General features: G+C 42.9%; 18 protein-coding genes. 13 read left to right on the top strand and 5 right to left on the bottom strand.

What is annotated here, in order from left to right; genetic code table 11:
* Positions 1 to 84: 84 nt before the first annotated feature.
* Complete coding sequence (gene tsf / locus HMPREF9145_RS05795; RefSeq protein WP_021825376.1) at positions 85 to 1,080, top strand: translation elongation factor Ts; 996 nt, start codon at positions 85 to 87, stop codon at positions 1,078 to 1,080.
* A 558-nt stretch (positions 1,081 to 1,638) separates the two neighbouring features.
* Here the strand turns inward: tsf and nhaD are convergent.
* Positions 1,639 to 3,003 carry a sodium:proton antiporter NhaD gene (gene nhaD, locus HMPREF9145_RS05800; RefSeq protein ID WP_021825368.1) on the bottom strand — a complete coding sequence of 455 codons (1,365 nt, stop codon included), beginning with the start codon at positions 3,001 to 3,003 and terminating at the stop codon, positions 1,639 to 1,641.
* 98 nt (positions 3,004 to 3,101) lie between these two features.
* Here nhaD and HMPREF9145_RS05805 point away from each other — a divergent pair, with 98 nt between their 5' ends.
* The 5 genes from HMPREF9145_RS05805 to HMPREF9145_RS05825 all read left to right on the top strand — a co-directional run bounded on the left by HMPREF9145_RS05805 (position 3,102) and on the right by HMPREF9145_RS05825 (position 8,340).
* On the top strand, positions 3,102 to 3,707 hold the full coding sequence (locus HMPREF9145_RS05805) for a DUF6621 family protein (RefSeq protein WP_036906786.1): 606 nt from the start codon (positions 3,102 to 3,104) through the stop codon (positions 3,705 to 3,707).
* Positions 3,708 to 3,713: 6 nt separating this feature from the next.
* Entirely contained in the window at positions 3,714 to 4,952 is a 1,239-nt protein-coding gene (locus HMPREF9145_RS05810) for a saccharopine dehydrogenase family protein (protein ID WP_021825441.1), read from the top strand.
* Between the two features lie 50 nt (positions 4,953 to 5,002).
* Positions 5,003 to 6,022, top strand: a complete 1,020-nt coding sequence (recA, locus tag HMPREF9145_RS05815; protein ID WP_007135308.1) for a recombinase RecA — start codon at positions 5,003 to 5,005, stop codon at positions 6,020 to 6,022.
* A 178-nt stretch (positions 6,023 to 6,200) separates the two neighbouring features.
* Entirely contained in the window at positions 6,201 to 7,304 is a 1,104-nt protein-coding gene (gene ald / locus HMPREF9145_RS05820; RefSeq protein ID WP_021825444.1) for an alanine dehydrogenase, read from the top strand.
* 793 nt (positions 7,305 to 8,097) lie between these two features.
* On the top strand, positions 8,098 to 8,340 hold the full coding sequence (locus HMPREF9145_RS05825) for a hypothetical protein (protein WP_036906789.1): 243 nt from the start codon (positions 8,098 to 8,100) through the stop codon (positions 8,338 to 8,340).
* Positions 8,341 to 8,660: 320 nt separating this feature from the next.
* Here HMPREF9145_RS05825 and HMPREF9145_RS05830 read toward each other — a convergent pair whose 3' ends face one another.
* From HMPREF9145_RS05830 to HMPREF9145_RS05845, 4 genes are all read right to left on the bottom strand, one after another.
* Complete coding sequence (locus HMPREF9145_RS05830; RefSeq protein WP_021825360.1) at positions 8,661 to 9,617, bottom strand: M23 family metallopeptidase; 957 nt, start codon at positions 9,615 to 9,617, stop codon at positions 8,661 to 8,663.
* Positions 9,618 to 9,834: 217 nt separating this feature from the next.
* The gene (recG, locus tag HMPREF9145_RS05835; protein WP_021825395.1) at positions 9,835 to 11,937 is read right to left on the bottom strand and encodes an ATP-dependent DNA helicase RecG; all 2,103 of its coding nucleotides are present in this window, start codon (positions 11,935 to 11,937) and stop codon (positions 9,835 to 9,837) included.
* Entirely contained in the window at positions 11,934 to 12,602 is a 669-nt protein-coding gene (locus tag HMPREF9145_RS05840; protein WP_021825393.1) for a 2-C-methyl-D-erythritol 4-phosphate cytidylyltransferase, read from the bottom strand. Before HMPREF9145_RS05840 ends, recG begins: the two co-directional genes overlap by 4 nt.
* A 5-nt stretch (positions 12,603 to 12,607) precedes the next feature.
* The gene (locus tag HMPREF9145_RS05845) at positions 12,608 to 13,177 is read right to left on the bottom strand and encodes a DJ-1 family glyoxalase III (RefSeq protein WP_007135316.1); all 570 of its coding nucleotides are present in this window, start codon (positions 13,175 to 13,177) and stop codon (positions 12,608 to 12,610) included.
* A gap of 67 nt (positions 13,178 to 13,244) precedes the next feature.
* On the opposite strand from HMPREF9145_RS05845, the gene HMPREF9145_RS05850 reads away from it, so the two are divergent.
* From HMPREF9145_RS05850 to HMPREF9145_RS05880, 7 genes are all read left to right on the top strand, one after another.
* Positions 13,245 to 14,072, top strand: a complete 828-nt coding sequence (locus HMPREF9145_RS05850) for an NAD kinase (protein WP_021825439.1) — start codon at positions 13,245 to 13,247, stop codon at positions 14,070 to 14,072.
* Positions 14,069 to 15,739: an ABC transporter ATP-binding protein gene (locus tag HMPREF9145_RS05855; protein ID WP_036906792.1), complete on the top strand. Its 1,671-nt coding sequence runs from the start codon at positions 14,069 to 14,071 to the stop codon at positions 15,737 to 15,739. The genes HMPREF9145_RS05850 and HMPREF9145_RS05855 overlap by 4 nt, the downstream gene beginning before the upstream one ends.
* A gap of 65 nt (positions 15,740 to 15,804) precedes the next feature.
* The gene (locus HMPREF9145_RS05860; RefSeq protein ID WP_007135319.1) at positions 15,805 to 16,524 is read left to right on the top strand and encodes an ABC transporter ATP-binding protein; all 720 of its coding nucleotides are present in this window, start codon (positions 15,805 to 15,807) and stop codon (positions 16,522 to 16,524) included.
* A gap of 197 nt (positions 16,525 to 16,721) precedes the next feature.
* A complete protein-coding gene (locus tag HMPREF9145_RS05865; protein ID WP_021825443.1) occupies positions 16,722 to 17,981 on the top strand; it encodes an ABC transporter permease in 1,260 nt (419 codons plus the stop codon).
* A 161-nt stretch (positions 17,982 to 18,142) separates the two neighbouring features.
* Complete coding sequence (locus HMPREF9145_RS05870; RefSeq protein ID WP_021825426.1) at positions 18,143 to 19,387, top strand: ABC transporter permease; 1,245 nt, start codon at positions 18,143 to 18,145, stop codon at positions 19,385 to 19,387.
* Between the two features lie 129 nt (positions 19,388 to 19,516).
* Positions 19,517 to 19,900: a four helix bundle protein gene (locus HMPREF9145_RS05875; RefSeq protein ID WP_021825432.1), complete on the top strand. Its 384-nt coding sequence runs from the start codon at positions 19,517 to 19,519 to the stop codon at positions 19,898 to 19,900.
* Positions 19,901 to 19,936: 36 nt separating this feature from the next.
* Positions 19,937 to 21,049 carry an efflux RND transporter periplasmic adaptor subunit gene (locus HMPREF9145_RS05880; protein ID WP_007135324.1) on the top strand — a complete coding sequence of 371 codons (1,113 nt, stop codon included), beginning with the start codon at positions 19,937 to 19,939 and terminating at the stop codon, positions 21,047 to 21,049.
* Positions 21,050 to 21,305: the final 256 nt, after the last annotated feature.

The following is a 21,305-nucleotide window of genomic DNA, read 5'->3' on the forward strand; positions in this document are numbered from 1 at the left end:
AGGGTAGGATGCCATAAATCCCTATGCACTATCAATGAGACCTTTTTCTTTTTTCAAACAAATTAATAAAAGAAATAATAGATTATGGGTATTTTAATAGAAGATATCAAGAAGCTTCGTGCTATGACTGGTGCTGGCTTGGCTGACGTAAAGAAGGCTCTAACAGAGGCCGCTGGTGACTTTGATAAGGCTAAGGAGCTGCTCCGTGAGCGTGGTTTGGCTATTGCTGCAAAGCGTTCTGACCGCGAAACTTCAAATGGTTGTGTCCTCGTTAAGAGCGTTCCAGGCTTTGCTGCCATGGTAGCTGTTAAGTGTGAGACCGACTTTGTGGCTGCAGGTAAAGACTTTATAGAGCTCACACAGGAAATACTTGATGCAGCAGTTGCTGCAAAATGCAAGACTCTTGATGAGGTTAAGGCACTCAAGTTGGCTAATGGTGACGACGCAGCTACGGCAGTTCAGCATCGTTCTGGTATCACTGGAGAGAAGATGGAGATAGACGGTTATAACTTCCTTGAGGGAGATAACATCTCTGTTTATGACCACATGGGTCGTCATACCTTAGCAACTATGGTTCAACTCAATGCAAACAACGAGGAAGCTGGACATAAGGTTGCAATGCAGGTTGCTGCAATGAAGCCTGTTGCTCTTGATGAAGCATCTGTTCCTCAGTCTGTAAAGGATGAAGAATTCAAGGTTGCTGTTGAGAAGACTAAAGAGGAAATGGTTGAGAAAGCAGTTAATGCTGCACTCAAAAAAGCTGGTATCAACCCTGCACATGTAGACTCAGAAGATCACATCGAGAGTAATACGAAGAAGGGATGGCTTACACAAGAGGACGCTGATAAAGCCAGAGAAATCAAGAAAACCGTTGGCGAAGAGAAGGCTGCAAGCCTCAATGAGCAGATGATTCAGAACATTGCAAAGGGTCGTTTGAACAAGTTCTTCAAAGACAACTGCTTGGTTGATCAGGAGTTCCAGTTCTCTGAGGGTGATAAAATCAGTGTTTGTGAGTGGTTGAAGCAGCAAGGTGATTTGAAGATTGTTGCTTACAAGCGCTTTACTCTCGCTGCAGAATAATCGCACTTCTATTTCAATTAAAAAGATAAATGGGTGGTTTGCTTCGTGCGAACCACCTTTTTTATGTCCCGAAATCATACGTTTGTCAGTCGCAAAACAGTCAAAAGGCATCGCGGTGCTTGGTGTTTTCAGTGTGCATCAAATAGGCGGCTGACGTAATTCTCTATCAGATTTCTATTTGATTTTGTTTAATTCATAGCATGAAAAAGAATGTTCCTTCTGGTAGTTAAATAACGGGTAAAACCTCATAAAATGGATTTGTTTTACTTATATAAATGTTATCCTCTTGTTGGTAAAATCCTATTGGTTTCTCATTCGCGTCATTTTACGTAGTAATTGGACGCATATTGGCGTATGATATGCGTCGTTTCACGCGGTAAAATGCACCTAATTACATCGTTGTTTGCCGTAAATCTTTTTGCTCCTTAATAGCAATAATGACAACACTCTCGATTAACTTATTTATTTTCACATGCAATGAATCAATGCTTTCAAAATAAAATCGGTCGCAAATCAAATGAGTTTGCGACCGATATCTTATGATTTTATCTGTTGAAATTATAGTGCTGTAGGCAAGATTGTTGAGCGAATAATGAAGTAACTCAGTATACCTGCAAGATAACCTAACAGAGCTATCCAGCTAATGTGTTTCATATACCAACCGAAAGTAATCTTTTCTAATCCCATAACTACTACTCCGGCAGCGCTTCCTATGATGAGAATGCTGCCACCAACTCCGGCACAATAGGCCAACAACTGCCAGAAAATACCATCTACAGCCATGTCACCTAACGCTTCAACGGGATACATTCCCATACATCCTGCGACAAGAGGCACGTTGTCAACGATGCTTGAAAGGATACCAATAATACCCGTAACAAGATAATGATTCTTATTAAATATAGTGTTAAGTGCACCTCCCATAGAAGTGAGTACACCAATTTCTTCGAGACAAGCCACGGCCATCAGGATGCCAAGGAAGAACAAAATGGTGGTCATATCAATGCGACTCAGCAGATTGGAAACACGCTTTTGGAATGTCATTTCTTTCTGATGGCGATGCAATTTGCGGTAGAACACCTCGGTAACTGTCCATAAAACACCGAGCACAAGAAGGATTCCAACGAATGGGGGCAGGTGAGTTATCGACTTGAATACTGGCACAAACATCAGTCCTCCCACGCCAACGATGAAGATAATCTTGCGTTCTGAGCTCGTAAATTCAAGCACTTCACCATCTCGAACGTCGTAAGGTTGTGAACTTTCTTGCTTGAGTTCACCCTTAAGTTGCTGTTGAAGTATCAGCATAGGGATAAGGAGTGAAATAACAGAAGGAATGAAAATCTCACTGATTACGCCTAAAGCCGTGATTACACCCTTATTCCATAACATGATAGTTGTAACGTCTCCGATGGGCGAAAATGCACCTCCTGAGTTGGCAGCGATAATGACTAAAGACGCATATATGAGTCGATCTTTGTGATCATAAACAAGCTTTCGCAGAATCATAATCATCACAATGGCCGTTGTTAAGTTATCAAGTATGGCCGAAAAAAAGAAGGTCATGAAGGCAATCTTCCACAAAAGAGAGCGTTTACTCTTAGTACTCATGCGGGTTTGTACCCAATTGAATCCCCCGTTTTGGTCGACAATCTCAACAATTGTCATTGCCCCCATGAGGAAAAACAACGTTGTTGAGGTGCTTCCTAAATGGTGTTCAATGGCGGCATTCACAGCATTTGTAAGCGCATTACCAGTCAATCCGGGGAGATAAATGCCTGGATTAACCATGAAAAGTGTCCAGCATGCCACGAACATCAGCAGTGCGATAGCAGCCTTGTTGACTTTCGTGATACTTTCAAGGGCAATAAACATGTAGCCAACTACAAATACCACGATAATTAGAACAGTTAAAGTTGTCATTTTATTATATATATTTAATTCTGTATAAGCACTGCAAAGTTAAGAAAAAAAATATTATTAGCCACGATAATTTGAAATTAAAACATTATCTTTGTAGCATGAATTCACAGCCAGAGAACAGCATTAGAATGAGCGAGAACATCGTCGTTGCTGATGCAGATTACTTAGATTCGGTCGTATTTGACCTCATTGTGAACTTTGAACGCATGATAGGCAGGCCACTACCGAAGGCAGATTTGAGTCAGTGGGCTGTCTGTATGGCGCTTGATGGCGGTGTGCGTGCAGGGAAAAATGATGTTCAAGTGGTACTTGTTCATGATGAAAAGCATAAAGAAATGGATAATTTCAAGCCGTCAAACTATGAACATGACCTCCATGCACGTGCTTTTTCAGATGACTATTTGGGTGAATTCACGATAACTTCTGTGGCATTAGGCGATGCTATCAGTAAGGAAGAATATTTTGAAAACGTGCTCCACACACTCCTTGATCATAAGGAAGTGCATCGCATAATGTTAGTTCCCGACAGCGAACATGGTGATGCTTATGACCGCATTCGTCATCTTTTGCAACGTGTAGACGATGATAATAAGCGCATAACGCTATTTGCTATGCAGCCCATGGAAGGCGGAAACTTCCGTCAAGAGATATTAGGCTATTCGTTGATGAACGCATTAGGCATCAAAGCTGAAGAAATAAAATAAAGAGATATGAGTAGAATTTTGATGATAGGTGCTGGCGGTGTAGCCACCGTTGCAGCCTTTAAGATGGCACAGAACAGTGAAATCTTCTCTGAATTGATGATTGCCAGTCACCACAAAGCTAAGTGTGATCGACTCGTTCAGGCAATACATGCGAAAGGATATAAGTTGGATATCAAGACCGCTGAAGTCGATGCAGATGATGTTGAACAACTAAAAGTGCTGTTCAATGACTATAAACCCGAGCTGGTTGTAAACCTTGCATTGCCCTATCAGGACCTAACCATCATGGAAGCATGCTTGGCTTGTGGTTGCAACTATCTTGATACAGCAAACTATGAGCCTAAGGATGAGGCACATTTTGAGTACTCTTGGCAGTGGGCTTATAAGGAAAAGTTTGAGCAAGCAGGGCTAACGGCAATCTTAGGTTGTGGATTTGACCCCGGTGTTTCAGGCATATTTACGGCTTATGCGGCTAAACATTACTTCGATGAGATACAATATCTCGACATTGTTGATTGCAATGCAGGAAACCACCACAAAGCTTTTGCGACGAACTTTAACCCAGAAATCAACATCAGAGAGATTACACAGAAGGGCCTTTACTATAAAGAGGGCGAATGGATTGAAACCGAACCATTAGCTGTTCACCAAGATATTACGTACCCAAACATAGGTCCTCGCGACAGTTATCTTATGCATCATGAAGAACTTGAGTCTTTAGTTAAGAACTATCCGACCATAAAACAAGCTCGCTTTTGGATGACTTTCGGACAGCAATATCTTAATTATCTCGACGTGATTCAGAACATAGGAATGGCTCGAATAGATGAAGTTGAGGTAGAAGCTCCATTGGTTGATGACCCAACGAAGACCGCAAAGGTGAAAATTGTGCCTTTACAATTCCTCAAAGCTGTGCTACCTAATCCCCAAGATTTAGGCGAAAACTATGATGGAGAGACTTCTATTGGCTGCCGAATCCGTGGACTTAAGGATGGAAAGGAACGCACTTATTATGTTTATAACAATTGTAAACATCAGGAAGCATATAGAGAAACCGGCATGCAGGGAGTCAGTTATACGACTGGAGTGCCTGCAATGATTGGCTCAATGATGTTCCTAAAGGGTATTTGGAAACGCCCGGGAGTGTGGAATGTAGAGGACTTCAACCCCGATCCATTTATGGATGAGCTCAACAAACAAGGGCTTCCATGGCATGAAGTGTTTGATGGTGACTTAGAACTCTAATCTATATACGGGACAGCTTGTCTCATTTAATGATATAAATCCTAACAAATATGGCAAAAGAAACAGAGGCTAACCAGCAGAGTGAGAAGCTAAAGGCTTTGCAGGCAGCAATGTCTAAGATAGAAAAAGACTTCGGAAAAGGTTCTATTATGCGTATGGGTGACGAACAAATTGAAAATGTTGACGTCATCCCTTCAGGCAGTATAGGACTCAATGTGGCACTCGGTGTGGGCGGATATCCACGTGGTCGCATCATCGAAATATATGGACCTGAGTCATCAGGAAAGACTACTTTGGCGCTACATGCAATCGCAGAAGCGCAAAAAATGGGCGGTATTGCAGCCTTCATTGATGCAGAACACGCCTTTGATCGCTTCTATGCAGAGAAACTTGGGGTTGATGTTGACAACCTTTGGATAAGCCAACCCGACAATGGGGAACAGGCGTTACAGATTGCCGACGAGCTAATTCGCTCGAGTGCAATTGATATTCTCGTTGTCGATTCAGTCGCTGCACTGACTCCAAAGAAAGAGATTGAGGGCGACATGGGTGATAATGTCGTCGGACTTCAAGCGCGTTTGATGAGTCAAGCCTTACGAAAGCTAACGTCAACGATAAGTAAAACCAACACATGTTGTATCTTTATTAATCAACTTCGCGAGAAGATTGGCGTGATGTTTGGTAGTCCTGAGACCACAACGGGCGGCAATGCACTTAAGTTTTATAGTAGTGTTCGTCTCGACATTCGACGCGTTACAAGTCTTAAAGACGGTGATAACATCATAGGAAATCAAGTGAGAGTGAAGGTCGTAAAGAATAAAGTTGCACCTCCATTCCGCAAGGTTGAGTTCGAAATTCTATTCGGAGAAGGAATCAGTAAGGTAGGAGAAATCCTCGATCTTGGCGTTGAATATGGTATAATTCAAAAGAGTGGAAGCTGGTTTAGCTATAATAGTTCGAAACTTGCACAAGGCCGTGACGCCACAAAGAACTTGCTTCGAGATAATCCAGAGCTTTGCGATGAGCTTGAAGGACAAATCCGTCAGGCTATCGAAGAGAAGAAAGAATAAGATAAAAGCATAGCAATCGTTGTAGCTCGGATATGAAATCATTTCATGTCCGAGCTTTTTTTGTGTCGTTATTTCTATCTGTTAAATTTCCTTTTTGCGTAACAACCAATTAGAATTATCGTTATATTTGTTGCAAAATTCTATTACTATTAACTTTAATAACGAAAGGAATACGGCTATGAAGATTGGAATTCCACGCGAGATTAAGAACAATGAGAACCGTGTAGGCATGACTCCTACGGGTGTAAGTGAACTTTCTAAGCACGGACATGAAGTCTATGTGCAACGCAGTGCAGGGGAAAATAGTGGCTTCTCTGATGCTGACTATGAGGCGGTTGGCGCTAAAATCCTTCCTGATATCGCTGCAGTTTATGCCGAGGCAGACATGATTTTGAAGGTGAAAGAGCCTATCCCATCTGAATATTCGCTTGTGCGTGAGAACCAAGTGGTATTCACTTACTTCCATTTTGCCTGTGATCGAGCACTCACCGAGGCTATGATGAAGAGCAAAGCTGTGTGTATTGCTTACGAAACGGTGCAGCTTTCTGATGGCTCTTTGCCTTTACTTGTGCCGATGAGTGAGGTTGCTGGTCGCATGGCGGTACTCAATGGGGCGCATTATCTGCAAACAACGAAGGGCGGAAATGGCAAACTTATCTGTGGCGTTCCTGGGGTTTTGCCAGCTCGAGTGCTTGTCCTTGGCGGTGGAACTGTGGGAGAAGCTGCCGCAAGAATGGCCGCAGGACTCGGTGCTGAGGTTACTATTGCTGATGTTTGTCTGCCCCGTTTGCGCCGGTTGGGCATTGATTTGCCTGCCAATGTGCATACACTTTATTCGACATCTTATAACATTCGTCAGCAACTTCCCGTCACTGATCTTGTCATTGGCGCTGTTCTTGTACCTGGAGATAAGGCACCTAAGCTCATCACTCGTGACATGTTGAAACTCATGAAGCCTGGAGCTGTGCTTGCAGATGTGGCTATTGACCAGGGCGGATGCTTCGAAACATCTCATCCAACATCTCATTCTGAGCCGGTATATGACGTGGATGGCATCATACATTATTGTGTGGCGAACATCCCAGGAGCGGTTCCCAATACCTCAACTTCGGCCTTAACAAATGCTACTTTGCGTTATGCTATAGCCTTGGCTGATAAGGGTTGGCAGCAGGCTTGCCGTGAAGACGAAGCGCTTCTCAAGGGAGTTAACATTGTAAATGGCTGCATTACCTATAAGGCGGTGGCCAATGTGTTTGGTCTCGACTGCCATTCGGCAATTTAATTCGGCTGTAAACGATTCTTTATGAGATATAAAAAAGAAAAATAGTTTATTTATTTCGGCTTTAAAAACGTCCCTCATTCCTCCCCAATATGGGGAGGATAGGGATATAAATGGGTTGTAGAGACATCACATCTGCAATCTTTCTTACCTTTGTAGAACTTGTGATTAGCTTGCAAAATTGTAAGCTTTATATCACGTTTTCTATGACCTCGTCATTCAGCGAAGTAGAAAACGGAATACGCTTTCTGTGTAGTCTTGGAATGTTTCTGTAGGAAAGCTTCCGTTATCACGATGAGTAAAAGCGTTCGTTTGTAGCCATAGCAAGCATGGTTACCTCTGTTTGGCTGGGTGAAATGCGTCATATTATCGCGTAATCTCTATTGTTTTACATCACGATTTGCCTCATTTCACCTTGTAATCTGTATCTAATTGCAACATCCTTATTATCAGTTTGTTACACCGTTTGTTGTCATTGAAGGAGTGGAATGCATTAGAATGAATAATCACACCATAGCATTTATCCGAAGATCGAAAAGACATTCGTCATCAATACCATTTATGTTATAATGGTTTACCTATGAATGTGCCCGAACTTATGTATGTTTGTAACACGCAACGCCATGAATTTTATGCCAATATCCCCATGAATGTATATTCCATTATGAATGTTGTAACGATGTAATGTCGTAGATTTTATGCCAATATCCCCATGAGTGTATATTCCATTATGAATGTTGTAACGATGTAATGCCGTAGATTTTATGCCAATATCCCCATGAATGTATATTCCATTATGAATGTTACAACAATGCAACGCCGTGGTTATTATGCCAATATCCCCATGAATGTATGTGCCATTATGAATGTTGTAACAACGCAACGTCGTGGAAATTATGTTAATATTTCCATGAATGTATTTGGCAATATAAATGCCCTTATGGTGCAACGCCGTAGGTGTTGTTCTTTTGATAGCCCGGGGTTGGCGAGGAACGAGCCTACCCCGGGTAAGCATCCGCAAGGGGATTCAACGCCATAGGTGTTGAGCTTTTTTTGAGAAAGCAGGCTTATAACGAGGATATTCATGGCGGATTACGCTTAGAAAGCGTAACACCGATGGCGTTGAAACGTTCTATTTATAACATGATTAACGTCAATATACGCCGAAATTAATGGCAAATTTCGCCGAAATAATATGATGTTTACGACATTAAATTGGCCATTTCAAATGAAACGCTGTGGTGTTTTATAGGGAAAAAGAAATGGAATAGTAACGTTATAAATTGCTATATAGCACATGAACGCAGCTATTCCATGATGTGATAAAAATGATTCAGCCCCATTTTGGGGGGCTGTTCATTATGAGTATCTTAGGATCATGCCTGGTCGAACGCGTGAGTTTGCACTCAGATGGTTAAGACTGCAAATCTTCTCTACAGTCACACCACGCAGTTTTGCGATAGAAGCGATGGTCTCACCAGACTTAACTTTGTGATAGAGCAAATCTTCATTGTCTGACGAATGCTTTTTGTTATAGGTGCCAAGTTCGCCATTTTGAACGAGATCACGTGTGTAACCACCATTCCCTATCTTACCTCTTAGGCGGGTAGCTTCGGCAGATAGTTCATCGTATGTATTGACATTATAGACAAAGTAGTCGCCCGTTACGTCCTGATTACGGAAGTCAAACATCAAGGCGGGATTCAAAGCGACTCCACAAAGGCGTGTTTCAAAGTGAAGATGTGAGCCAGTACTGCGCCCCGTATTACCTCCAAGACCGATGATTTCGCCTGCACGCACGACCTGATTTTCCGTGACAAGTTGTTCTGAAAGGTGTCCATATATCGTCTCAAGTCCATTGGGATGGCGTATAACGATATACTTTCCGTAGCCTCCTGCCTCGTATCTTACGATGCGAACTTTGCCACTAAAGGCGGCGCGGATAGTGTCTCCAATATATACTTTGATGTCTAATCCTTTGTGTTGACGGCCCCATCGGCTACCAAAGTTACTCGTAACGACGCGACTATTGGTAGGCATGCTGAAATGACGGAGGTCTATTTTGAAAGTATCGGGCATTTCTGTACGACGATGTGCATAGCGATTGTCCCAGTCGTTATAAAGACTTGCTGCGGGCGATTGTTCCTGTTCGCGTTCAACAATGCTACGAAGTACGAGCGTGTCTACGGCTTTCATCTTGCGATCTACAGGGGCTTGACGTGCTAAAAGGTCTTGCGCTTGCACAGAAGTTGGCAGAGATACCAATGCAAACAATAATCCTATCGTAAATATTCCAATACTTTTTCTTAAACTCATAATATGGTTTTTAGGTCCGAATAAGCTTCAGATTAACTAAAAAAGCAATCTAAATTTATCAAACAACGAATGAAAGAAGTTCATCGATTGTAGTCAAAAGCGCTACAAAGGTATGCAAAAAATCACCAGTTTGTATGCTTGTTAACGTATTTTGTTACAAATTTAACACAATCAAAAAAGCCGTTTTATCTCATAATTCGTTTGTATATGGGGAATTTCAAGAGATTGAAGACCAATTAATATTAGTTTTTCTTAACTCTTTTAGATGCTCCCATAAGAGCTGATATTCTACCTTTTGGCACGTCGGATCATGCTCAATAATCTTCTGTGCCTCATCACGTGCGAGCTGAACTAACTGCCCATCGCGTGCAATATCAGCGATTTTAAGGTCAAAAGCGATTCCACTTTGCTGCGTTCCCTCAAGATCTCCCGGGCCACGGAGCTTCAAATCGGCCTCAGCTATACGGAAACCATCGTTTGTTTCGCACATAATGTCGATGCGCTTTCGTGTTTCTTCGCTCATTTTATAACTTGTAACGAGGATGCAATAGGATTGTTTTGCACCCCGACCGACGCGTCCTCGCAACTGATGGAGTTGGGAAAGACCAAATCGTTGGGCGTCAAGAATGACCATTACAGAGGCATTTGGCACATTGACGCCTACCTCAATGACCGTTGTTGCAACGAGAATCTGCGTTTCACCACTAACAAATCGTCTCATCTCTTCTTCCTTTTCAGAGGGTTTCATCTTGCCATGTACCTTGCTAATTGAGAAGTCTGGGAAGATTTCGAGCAATGATTCATATCCCTTTTCAAGGTCTTTGAGGTCGTTTTTCTCATTTTCTTTGATCAAAGGGAATACGATATAGACTTGCCGCCCCTGTTGAATCTGCTGACGAATGCCGTTGTAAAGGCTTGTCATTTGATTGTCAAACTTGTGTATTGTCTGTATAGGTTTGCGCCCAGGAGGCAGCTCATCGATGATGCTTACATCGAGATCGCCGTATATTGTCATTGCAAGCGTGCGAGGAATTGGCGTTGCTGTCATCACTAAAATGTGTGGAGGATTCTCGCTCTTTGCCCATAATCGTGCGCGTTGGGCTACTCCAAAGCGATGTTGTTCATCGACAACGGCAAGCCCGAGTCGGGCAAATTGCACCGTGTCTTCTATGACAGCGTGGGTTCCAACGAGGATGTTGATGTCGCCATTTGCCAATGCTTCGAGTACTTCTTGCCGCTTCTTGCCTTTCACAATGCCTGTAAGTAGTTCGACACGGACGTCCATTCCTTGCAAAAACTCTTTGATTGTAGTGAGATGTTGCTCTGCCAATATCTCAGTAGGTGCCATGATACACGCCTGAAAACCATTGTCAATGGCTATCAACATCGTCATTAAGGCGACGAGAGTCTTGCCTGATCCCACGTCTCCTTGAAGCAAACGATTCATTTGTTTGCCGCTCGCCATGTCGTCACGAAGCTCATGCATGACGCGCTTTTGGGCGTTTGTAAGGTCAAACGGCAGGTTGTTTTGGTAGAAAGTATTAAAGATTTGTCCCACTCTTTGAAACACATAACCTCGGTATTTGCGTCGATGGTCGCTGGCATATCGTAGGATGTTGAGCTGAACATAAAAGAGTTCTTCAAACTTTAACCTTACTTGTGCGTGCTGAAGTTCATCTAATGACTTAGGATAATGAATGCCTTTGAAGGCTGCTTCGCGTGAAATGAGGTGGAGAGGACGCTGAATAAACACGGGAAGCGTTTCTGAAATAGCGTCTTTAGGCAGCCTACTGATAAGATTCTTTGTTAGCTTTTCTATGGTGCGGCTTGTGATTCCATTGGTCTTCATCCTTTCCGTTGTGGAATAATAAGGCTGCATCCCCATCTCATTGAGTTGGAGTTCGTCGGCCTTTTCGATTTCAGGATGTGCGAATTGATAGCGACTTCCGAAGACGGTTGGCTTGCCAAAGACGATATATTCGGTATTTAATGCATAGGTTTTATAAATATATTGCGTCCCACGGAACCACACTAAGTCGACTACTCCGTGCCCATCGGAGAAGTGAGCGACAATGCGTTTCCTCCTTGTTCCATTCGAAAACTCTTCAAAACTCAGTATCTTTCCTTTGATTTGTACAAAGGGTATCGAGCCATTTAGCTCGTCAATAGTGTATATCTTGCTTCTATCCACATACTTATATGGATAGTATTCCAACAAGTCTCGCCATGTTTGGATGTTGAGTTCCTTACTCAATATCTCCTTACGCTTAGGACCTACGCCCGGCAAATACATGATATCTTGGTCGAGAATGCTGGTCATTGCAAGAGGATTTCAGCGACTTTGAGGTCAAAAGGGGTAGTAAGTTTGATGTTTTCTCTATTCCCTTCAACCATAGAAACATGGCATCCGAGGGCCTCAACTACGGATGCATCATCGGTGAAATGAGGCTGATAAGGTTGACTATAAGCTCGTTTCAGCAAGGAAATATCAAATACTTGTGGTGTCTGTACAATGCGATAGTCAGCCCGTTGCACATTCTTCCCGCCACCATGTGCGTCAATGTAGCGAATGCTATCAGTCACTGGAAGAACAGGAATGGCAGCAAACTCCTCGTGAGCTGCTTCAAAACACGCTGCAATTACCTTTGAAGAAACAAACGGACGCACGCCATCATGAATGCCCACTAAGCCCTCTTCGTCATCAGGAATGGCTGAAAGTCCATTCTTAGCTGATTCAAATCGTGTGGCACCTCCATTGACAATGGTGTGTGGAATCGTAAAATTGTGGGTCTCACACAAGCCTTTCCAATAGGTCTGTTGGCTCTCGGGAAGTACAAGAATGATTTGCAATGCAGCATCATACGTATGAAACCGCGTTATGGTGTGCATGAGAACAGGCTTTCCTCCAATAGGAATAAACTGCTTAGGAAGTTCAGAACCCATGCGCATTCCCTTGCCTCCAGCCACAATAATGATATAGTTCATGAGCTTTATCGGCCCATCAGATGGGCAAATTGCATTTTCTTTTCGAGGTCTTTTGTGGCATCTTCGCCGATGAAATAACTCAAAAGTGTATAGGAATATGGTAGAGATGCTGCCGGACCTTCACCCGTTGTAACGTTTCCATCGACTTGAACGAGCTCGCCAGTATAGGTTGTTGATGCGTTGAAATAACGCTCAAAACCTGGACTACACGTTGCTTTCTTGCCATCAAGGATACCACATGAGGCCAAAACCATAGGTGCAGCACAGATTGCTCCGACGCGTTTCCCGGCTTCAAACTGCTTCTTTAATGCAGTCTTTACACCCTCGTGTGCATTCAGATTCGTACTCCCCGGCATGCCACCCGGCAGTAAAAGAAGGTCAGCATCATTGAAATCAGCCACATCTTCGAATTTAATGTCTGCCTTAACTGTTACTCCATGCGAAGTTTCTACAAACAAATCGCCTGTAATACTGACGGTCTTGACGTCCACACCACCCCTTCTTAGGATGTCAACAGGAGCCAAACCTTCAATCTCTTCGAATCCATTTGCTAAAAATTCATATACTTTTGGCATAGTCTTTTAATATTTTTCGTTACATTTGCAAATATAATAAGAATTGTTGAAACGGCAAAAACAAAGTATGATTGATAATCAATTGGTATTTGCAATCTATGTAAATGCGTTTAAACAACAGGAGATTCAGCCCCTCGTTGAACGTGTTGTAGCTTTTCTCGACCGTCATTCCGTCTCGTCATTGATAGAACCTGATGAGCTAACTAATGTCGATTTAGTCATCTCAATGGGTGGAGATGGCACGTTTCTTAAAGCCGCTTGTATGGTTGGAGAGCGTGAGATTCCCATCTTAGGTATCAACAAAGGACGACTCGGTTTCCTTGCAGATGTGTTGCCAAGTGAAATAGAAGATGTGCTCGAACATGTGCTTCGACGGGATTATATGATAGAAAACCACACCGTAATCAAGTTAGAAGCCGACGGAGAATGCGTTGATTGCTGTCCGTTTGCATTGAATGATATTGCTGTTTTGAAGCGCGACACAGCCTCGATGATTAGCATAAAGGCCTATGTTAATGGCGAATTTCTTGTCAATTACCAAGCCGATGGATTGATTATTGCTACACCTACGGGCAGCACGGCATATAGTTTGTCGAATGGCGGACCCATTATTGTGCCTCAAAGTGGTAGTCTTTGTATCACACCTGTAGCCCCTCATAGTCTTAATATCCGTCCAATCGTCATCAATGATACCAGTGTTATCGAGCTCGAAGTATGCTCTCGGTCGCATAATTTCCTTGTTGCCATCGACGGACGCAGCATGAAACTGACCGAAGGTACACGCTTAACGATTCGTAAAGCGGATTATATGGTCAAGCTTGTTAAACTTAAAAACCAGCGATATTTCTCCACTTTACACCGAAAACTCATGTGGGGCGCCGACTCAAGACAATGACTTTAAAGACTTTACTCAGGATTCCTGCGTTCAAATATGACGCTCGTACGTTGATGAAATGGCTTTGGAACGCGTGGAGAGGAAATCAATTGCAAGCTATTCTCAATGCAACCATCGGATTGTTATCAGTGGGTGTTGGGCTCGGTCAAGTGTGGGCTGTCAAGCACGCCATTGATGTTGCCTCGCGAACGGTTAGTGGCAATATCTATTGGGCTGTGGGTTGGATGGCTGTTTTGATTCTTTCAGACTTTGCATTAACCATTGCCGGTACGTGGGTTCGCAATATTTTAGGAATCAAAGCGCAAAACCGCATGCAGCAACGCCTCCTTGATCGTTTGCTGAAATCGGTCTGGCGAGGGCGCAATCATCATCATTCGGCTGACATTCTCAATCGATTGGAGTTCGATGTCAGCACAGTTGTCACCTTTCTTACAGAGACTATACCCAACACTTTGTCTGTTCTGGCAATGTTCCTTGGTGCATTCTTCTATCTCTTTTCAATGGATAAGGTTCTCGCTCTCATAGTGATTGCCATCTTTCCTCTATTCCTTGCAGTGAGTAAAATCTATGTAGGCAGGATGCGACACCTAACGCGTGAAGTCAGAGATAGCGACAGTAAGGTGCAAAGTGTGATGCAAGAGACAATACAACATCGCATGCTTATCAAGACATTGGAAAGCAATGAAGCCATGGTTGAGCGTTTAGAGAACATACAGAGTGAACTCCGTTATCGCGTGGTTAAGCGCACAAAGTTCAGTGTTTTCAGTAATGTTGTCATCAATTTTGGCTTTGCCTTTGGCTATTTGGTAGCCTTTTTGTGGGCAGCTTTGCGTATGTCGGCCCACACCTTGAGCTTTGGTGGCATGACAGCTTTCCTGCAATTGGTCAATAAAATACAAGGACCTGCACGCAACCTGACCAAACTCGTACCGGCATTCGTTAGTGTTTTCACAGCCGCTGAACGTTTAATGGAACTTGAAGAAGACCCACTTGAAGCACAAGGTGCACCTATTTATATTAAAGCCCCATGCGGAATACGGCTGAACAACCTTTGTTATGCCTATGAAGATGGTAAAGATAAGGTGATAGATAACCTTAGTTTTGACTTCAAACCGGGCAGTTGTACGGCTATTCTCGGTGAAACGGGCGCCGGAAAGACAACACTTGTGCGCATGATTCTTGCCTTGGTGCAGCCTCAAAGTGGGCAGATTGAAATCTATCATGGCTCAACCCGTCAAACCTTATCACCGCTTCATCGGTGTAATTTCGTTTATGTGCCCCAAGGAAATACGCTGATGAGCGGCACAATTCGAGAGAATCTGCGTCTTGGAAAGCTTGATGCTACCGACGAAGAGATGCTACATGCCCTGCATGTAAGCTGTGCTGATTTCGTCAACGACCTGCCAGAAGGACTCAATACGCTTTGTTTTGAACAGGGAGGAGGCCTTAGTGAGGGGCAAGCTCAACGCATTGCAATCGCCCGAAGCCTACTCCGCGATCGCTCAGTGATGCTCTTTGATGAGGCCACGAGTGCGCTTGATCCCGACACTGAGCGTCAACTGCTCCACAATATTCTGTCTACTCACGACAAGACGATACTCTTTATTACGCATCGTCCGGCTGTAATTGACTATTGTGACCATATATTAAAGATAACAAAAATATAGGAACTTGCTGCGAAAAATAAAGCCTTTGTGCAACTTTTTCATACAAAACGTCGTCTAAACTGTATATGATTCATCTTAAAGATATAAATAAAACCTATCAAGGGGCACAGCCTTTACACGTTCTTAAAGGTATAAACCTCGATATAGAAGCCGGAGAATTCGTCTCAATTATGGGCGCTTCAGGCTCTGGAAAGTCTACACTTTTGAACATACTCGGCATACTTGACAACTATGATACAGGCGAATATGTCCTTGATGGCAAGCTCATCAAGAACCTCTCTGAGTCACGTGCTGCCGAATATCGCAACAAAATGATTGGCTTTATCTTTCAAAGTTTCAACCTGATTGGCTTTAAGACGGCTGTAGAAAACGTCGAACTTCCCCTGTTTTACCAAGGAGTAAGTCGGCGAAAACGCCACCAGCAGGCGCTCGAATATCTTGATCGGTTAGGTCTTTTGCCTTGGGCCGACCACTATCCCAATGAGATGTCGGGCGGACAAAAGCAGAGAGTAGCCATTGCCCGCGCTTTGATTACACAGCCACAGATTATACTTGCCGACGAACCTACTGGGGCTTTAGACAGTAAAACGTCTGTAGAGGTGATGCAATTACTAAAGAAACTCAATGCCGAAGACCACAAAACGATTGTTGTAGTGACGCATGAAAGTGGTGTAGCTAACGAGACTAATAAGATTGTTCACATTAAAGATGGCATCATAGGAAAGATAGAAGACAACTTCGATCACCATGCGTCACCATTTGGAATCGATGGAGTGATGAAATAAACTGAAACAGATTGAGACTCAAAGGGGTATAAAAGGTGTCGTAAAGTGGGGCACTTCATGGCCTGAAAAGCGTCATATTGCACCACAATCTGCATCATTTTATGCGATGAAATGCCATAGATTACAACTGCAGATGAGGCACTTTGAAATGATAACTGACAGAATATAAACAATAATATAAAACAAAGCATGAACAAATGAAAGACATTTTATCCGAAATATTGTCTACAGCGAGGCGCAATAAACTGCGTACTGGGCTCACGGGCTTTGCCGTTGCGTGGGGCATTTTCATGCTGATTGTTCTCCTTGGTGCAGGAAACGGCATCATCAATGCCAACCAACAGAACACTGATCACTTTATGACCAACTCGATGGTAGTGTTTGGTGGTGAGACAACGAAAGAGTATCAAGGACTCAAAGAGGGGCGTGAGATTACGCTAAATGATAAAGACAGTGCCATCACGGGGGCGTTGTTTAGTCGTCATGTCGATGAGATTGGAGGGCAAGTTACGCAACAAGCGGTCACAATTTCATTGAAAGAAAACTATCTGACCACGTCACTTTCGGGCGTGTTTCCTAACGAAATGCAAATCAATAAGATTGAAATGATGTATGGAAGATTCGTGAATCAGATAGACAATCAGCAGTCGCGTAAGGTCTTAGTCATTAGTGATGAGCAGGCGCGTCAACTCACTTCACAAGATATTCAGCAGCTCATTGGACAACATGTCAACGTGGGTTCGTTCAGCTTTAGCGTCGTTGGAATCTATAAAAAGGATGACACGGGGCGCAATGATGTGGCATATTCGGCCTTCAATACGCTTAGAACAATATATAACAAGGGGGATAAGACCGATGAATTGCATTTTACTTTTCATGGTTTGAAAACCGAAAAAGACAATGAAGACTTTGAAAAGGCCTATCGTGCAAGCCTGAATTTGAATCATAAAGCGGCTCCGGATGACGAACATTCTGTATGGTTTTGGAACAGGTTTACACAGGATATGCAGATGAATACGGCTATGGACATTATACGAACTGCCCTTTGGATAGTCGGCATCTTTACGTTGTTGAGTGGTATAGTGGGTGTTTCTAACATCATGCTCATTACAGTTAAGGAGAGAACTCATGAGTTTGGAATCCGCAAAGCCATAGGAGCTAAGCCGTGGTCTATATTGAAACTTATCATAGTTGAGAGTGTAATCATCACGACTTTCTTTGGATATGTGGGGATGGTTCTTGGCATAATAGCCAATGAGTACATGGATATGACGTTGGGACATACGCAGGTTGACGCGGGAATCTTTAAGGCAAGGATGTTTATTAACCCTACCGTTGGGTTGGATGTATGCATAGAAGCCACGCTCGTTATGGTCATTGCAGGAACACTTGCAGGGCTGATTCCAGCACGAAAAGCAGCTACAATCAAACCTATTGAGGCGTTAAGGGCAGAATAAATGAGCCTTTTCCTGTCTCAACAAAGGTGGATTTGTCGGATGAAGCATGGCTTTATAAGACATTGTTTGTAGCAAATGAGAATATGAATATAAATTAATAATGAGCCAAATAAACTCAATATATCCCACTTTTTGAGGGATAGAGTGAGGCCTTTAGTAGGATGAGAATAGACATTGACACTTATAAGGAGATCTTAGATACCTTAACTCGCAACAAAAGTAGGTCGATATTGACTGGCTTTGGGGTGTTCTGGGGCGTGTTCATGCTTGTGGGATTGTTCGGTGGAGGCAAAGGACTTGAGGAGTTACTCTCTAAGAATTTCGAAGGCTTTGCAACCAATTCGGCTATTATTTTCGCTGAAAACACGACGAAACCTTATGCGGGTTATCGCAAAGGAAGACAATGGTCTATGGAGTATAAAGACGTAGATCGTTTGAAAGCTCAAGTGCCAGAGTTAGACGTAGTGTCTCCAATGGTTGTCTTAGGAGGTAATAATGCCGTGTTCAATGATAAGAAAACAAGTTGCTATGTGAAAGGAGTCTTGCCCGAATATGCCAGAGTTGAGACCCCAAAGTTACGTTATGGTCGCTTCTTAAATGACATGGATATGCAGCAACATCGTAAGGTTTGTGTCATCGGAAAGAATGTATATAAGTCGCTTTTCCCTGGAGGTGGCGACCCATGTGGACAGCTTTTGCGTGTCGATTCCATATATTATAGTGTGGTAGGGGTTGACTATGCAAGTGGTAATATGACTGTAGGCGGGAGCACAGATGAAAGTATTGTCATCCCCATTACACTCATGCAGCAAGCTTATAACCTTGGAAACACAGTGCATTTGATTTCAGTTACAGGAAAGCCGGGCGTCAAAATGAGCAATCTTACGACACGAATCAGAGGCGTTATTGCCCGTAGTCACCGGGTCGATCCTACTGATGAGAAAGCTATTTCCATGTTTAATAGTGAGGCAATGTTTAGCATGGTAGACAACCTTTTCAGTGGAGTTAACTTCTTAATCTGGCTTGTTGGCATCGGAACTTTACTTGCAGGAGCTATCGGAGTGTCTAATATCATGATGGTAACTGTAAGAGAACGTACCACCGAAATAGGCATTCGACGTGCTATTGGAGCGACACCTCGCAACATATTAAGCCAGATAATAAGTGAGAGTATCCTACTAACGGCGGTGTCAGGGATGAGTGGTTTGCTCTTCGCTGTAGTCATTTTACAACTTGCCGAGCTTGCAAACACAACGGATGGAATCGTGAGTTCACACTTCCAAATAGGCTTTTGGACGGCCGTAGGTGCCGTAGTTCTGCTAAGTATTTTAGGCATATTAGCCGGTCTTGCGCCTGCAGCGAGGGCCATGTCTATAAAGCCTGTCGATGCAATGAGGGACGGATGATTAATTCATGATGCATGATTCATAATGCATAATTAAGCTTCCTGGCATATTGTTGATTGGAGAATGCTCGGTTTGAAATATTAGAAAATTTTATGTTTAACAAAATATTGAAGCATAAGTAGGCAGAAAATGAAGACAAAAGAAGATAATATAATCGTCTCAAAGAGTATGGATTTTGCTTTAAGATGCGTGAAGTTGTATAAGTTTCTATGTGAAAAAGATGGTAATTATATTATAGGTAAGCAGTTACTTCGTAGTGGAACAAGCATAGGAGCTAATGTAAGAGAAGCTTTACGCGGGCAATCTAAGGCTGATTTTGGTTCAAAAATGAATATATCTCTTAAGGAAGCAAGTGAGACAGAGTATTGGTTGGAACTATTACGTGACTCTGATTATATCACAAAAGCACAAGCAGAAAGTATGCTTTCCGATTGTATTGCGTTGATAAAACTATTGACTTCCATTGTAAAGACTACCTTTGAATGTGATAAAAAGGTAGGGAGTGAGAGTTAATTATGGATTATGAATTAAGAATTATGCATTATAGAAATGAAAAAGTACATTAAGTTTATTATTGCAGCCCTTATTGCTTTGGTCTTCATTGGAACCTTTGTGTTCCTTTGGATGAAGTCGCGTCCTCAGTCAGTTGCCTATGAAGAGTTTACTCCTACAATCATGGATCTAAAGAAAACGACTGTAGTGACGGGCAAGATTGAGCCAAGAAACGAGGTAAGTGTTAAGCCACAGATCAGTGGAATCATTACAGAGATACTCAAAGAAGCAGGACAAAGCGTGCAAGCGGGTGAGATAATAGCCAAGATTAAGGTTATACCCGACATGCAACAACTTAGTTCTTCGGAGTCAAGAGTACGCTTAGCAAACGTCAATCTCAAGCAAGCAATGATTGATTATCAGCGAGAAAAGGTCTTGTTTGATAAGGGATTGGTCAGTGCAGACGAGTATGATAAGGTGAGACAAACCATGCGTCAGGCCAAAGAAGAGGTGCGTTCAGCCAACGATAACCTTGAAGTGGTGCGCGATGGAGTGTCGAAGAGCAATGCAAACACAAGTTCAACGTTGATTCGTTCAACCGTAAGCGGCTTGATTTTAGATATCCCTGTGAAGGTCGGTAACACCGTAATCCTGAGTAATACGTTTAATGATGGTACGACAATTGCCACAGTTGCCAACATGAACGATTTGATTTTCCGAGGTAATATCGATGAAACCGAGGTGGGAAGTCTCGTCACTGGGATGGCTATGAAGATAACAATCGGCGCGTTACAAAACGAGAAACTGCAGGCGAAATTAGAGTATATATCTCCTAAAGCCGTGGAAAACAATGGCGCAAATCAGTTTGAACTCAAGGCCGCTATCACGGGATTAGGCCGCACTCAGCTTCGTTCGGGTTATAGTGCCAATGCAGAAATCGTGCTCGCTCAAGCCAATCATGTACTTACTGTGCCTGAAAGTGCAATCGAGTTTGAGGGCAACAACACCTATGTTTATGTCATAAAAGGCAGTGGAGAGCAACAAACCTTCGAGCGTCGGCGCGTGGTTACGGGGATGAGTGACGGCATTCATATTGAAATTAAACAGGGGTTGACGATGAAAGATAAAGTGCGTGGACCGAAGAAAATAGGGGAAGAAGAGGCTAATTAAAGGGAGAAATCTCCTTCAACTTCCCTGAAAAGGGGCATGTTTAAGTAGATTTTATGTCGTGTTTTGACTTTATTTCCGATACAAATAAAGTCTAATCATTGTTGTGAATGGTGCATTATAAATGATGCACCATTTCAGTTTTTAAAAGAGCTAAGTTCTTGTTAGTCATAGAAATTATAGAAACCACCAGCCGTTTTCAGCTATTTCCCAATGTGATTTGCATCATTTTACAGGATGATTTGATGCATATTCTCCC

It is taken from the genome of Segatella salivae F0493, assembly GCF_000477535.1.
Classification (GTDB): domain Bacteria; phylum Bacteroidota; class Bacteroidia; order Bacteroidales; family Bacteroidaceae; genus Prevotella; species Prevotella salivae.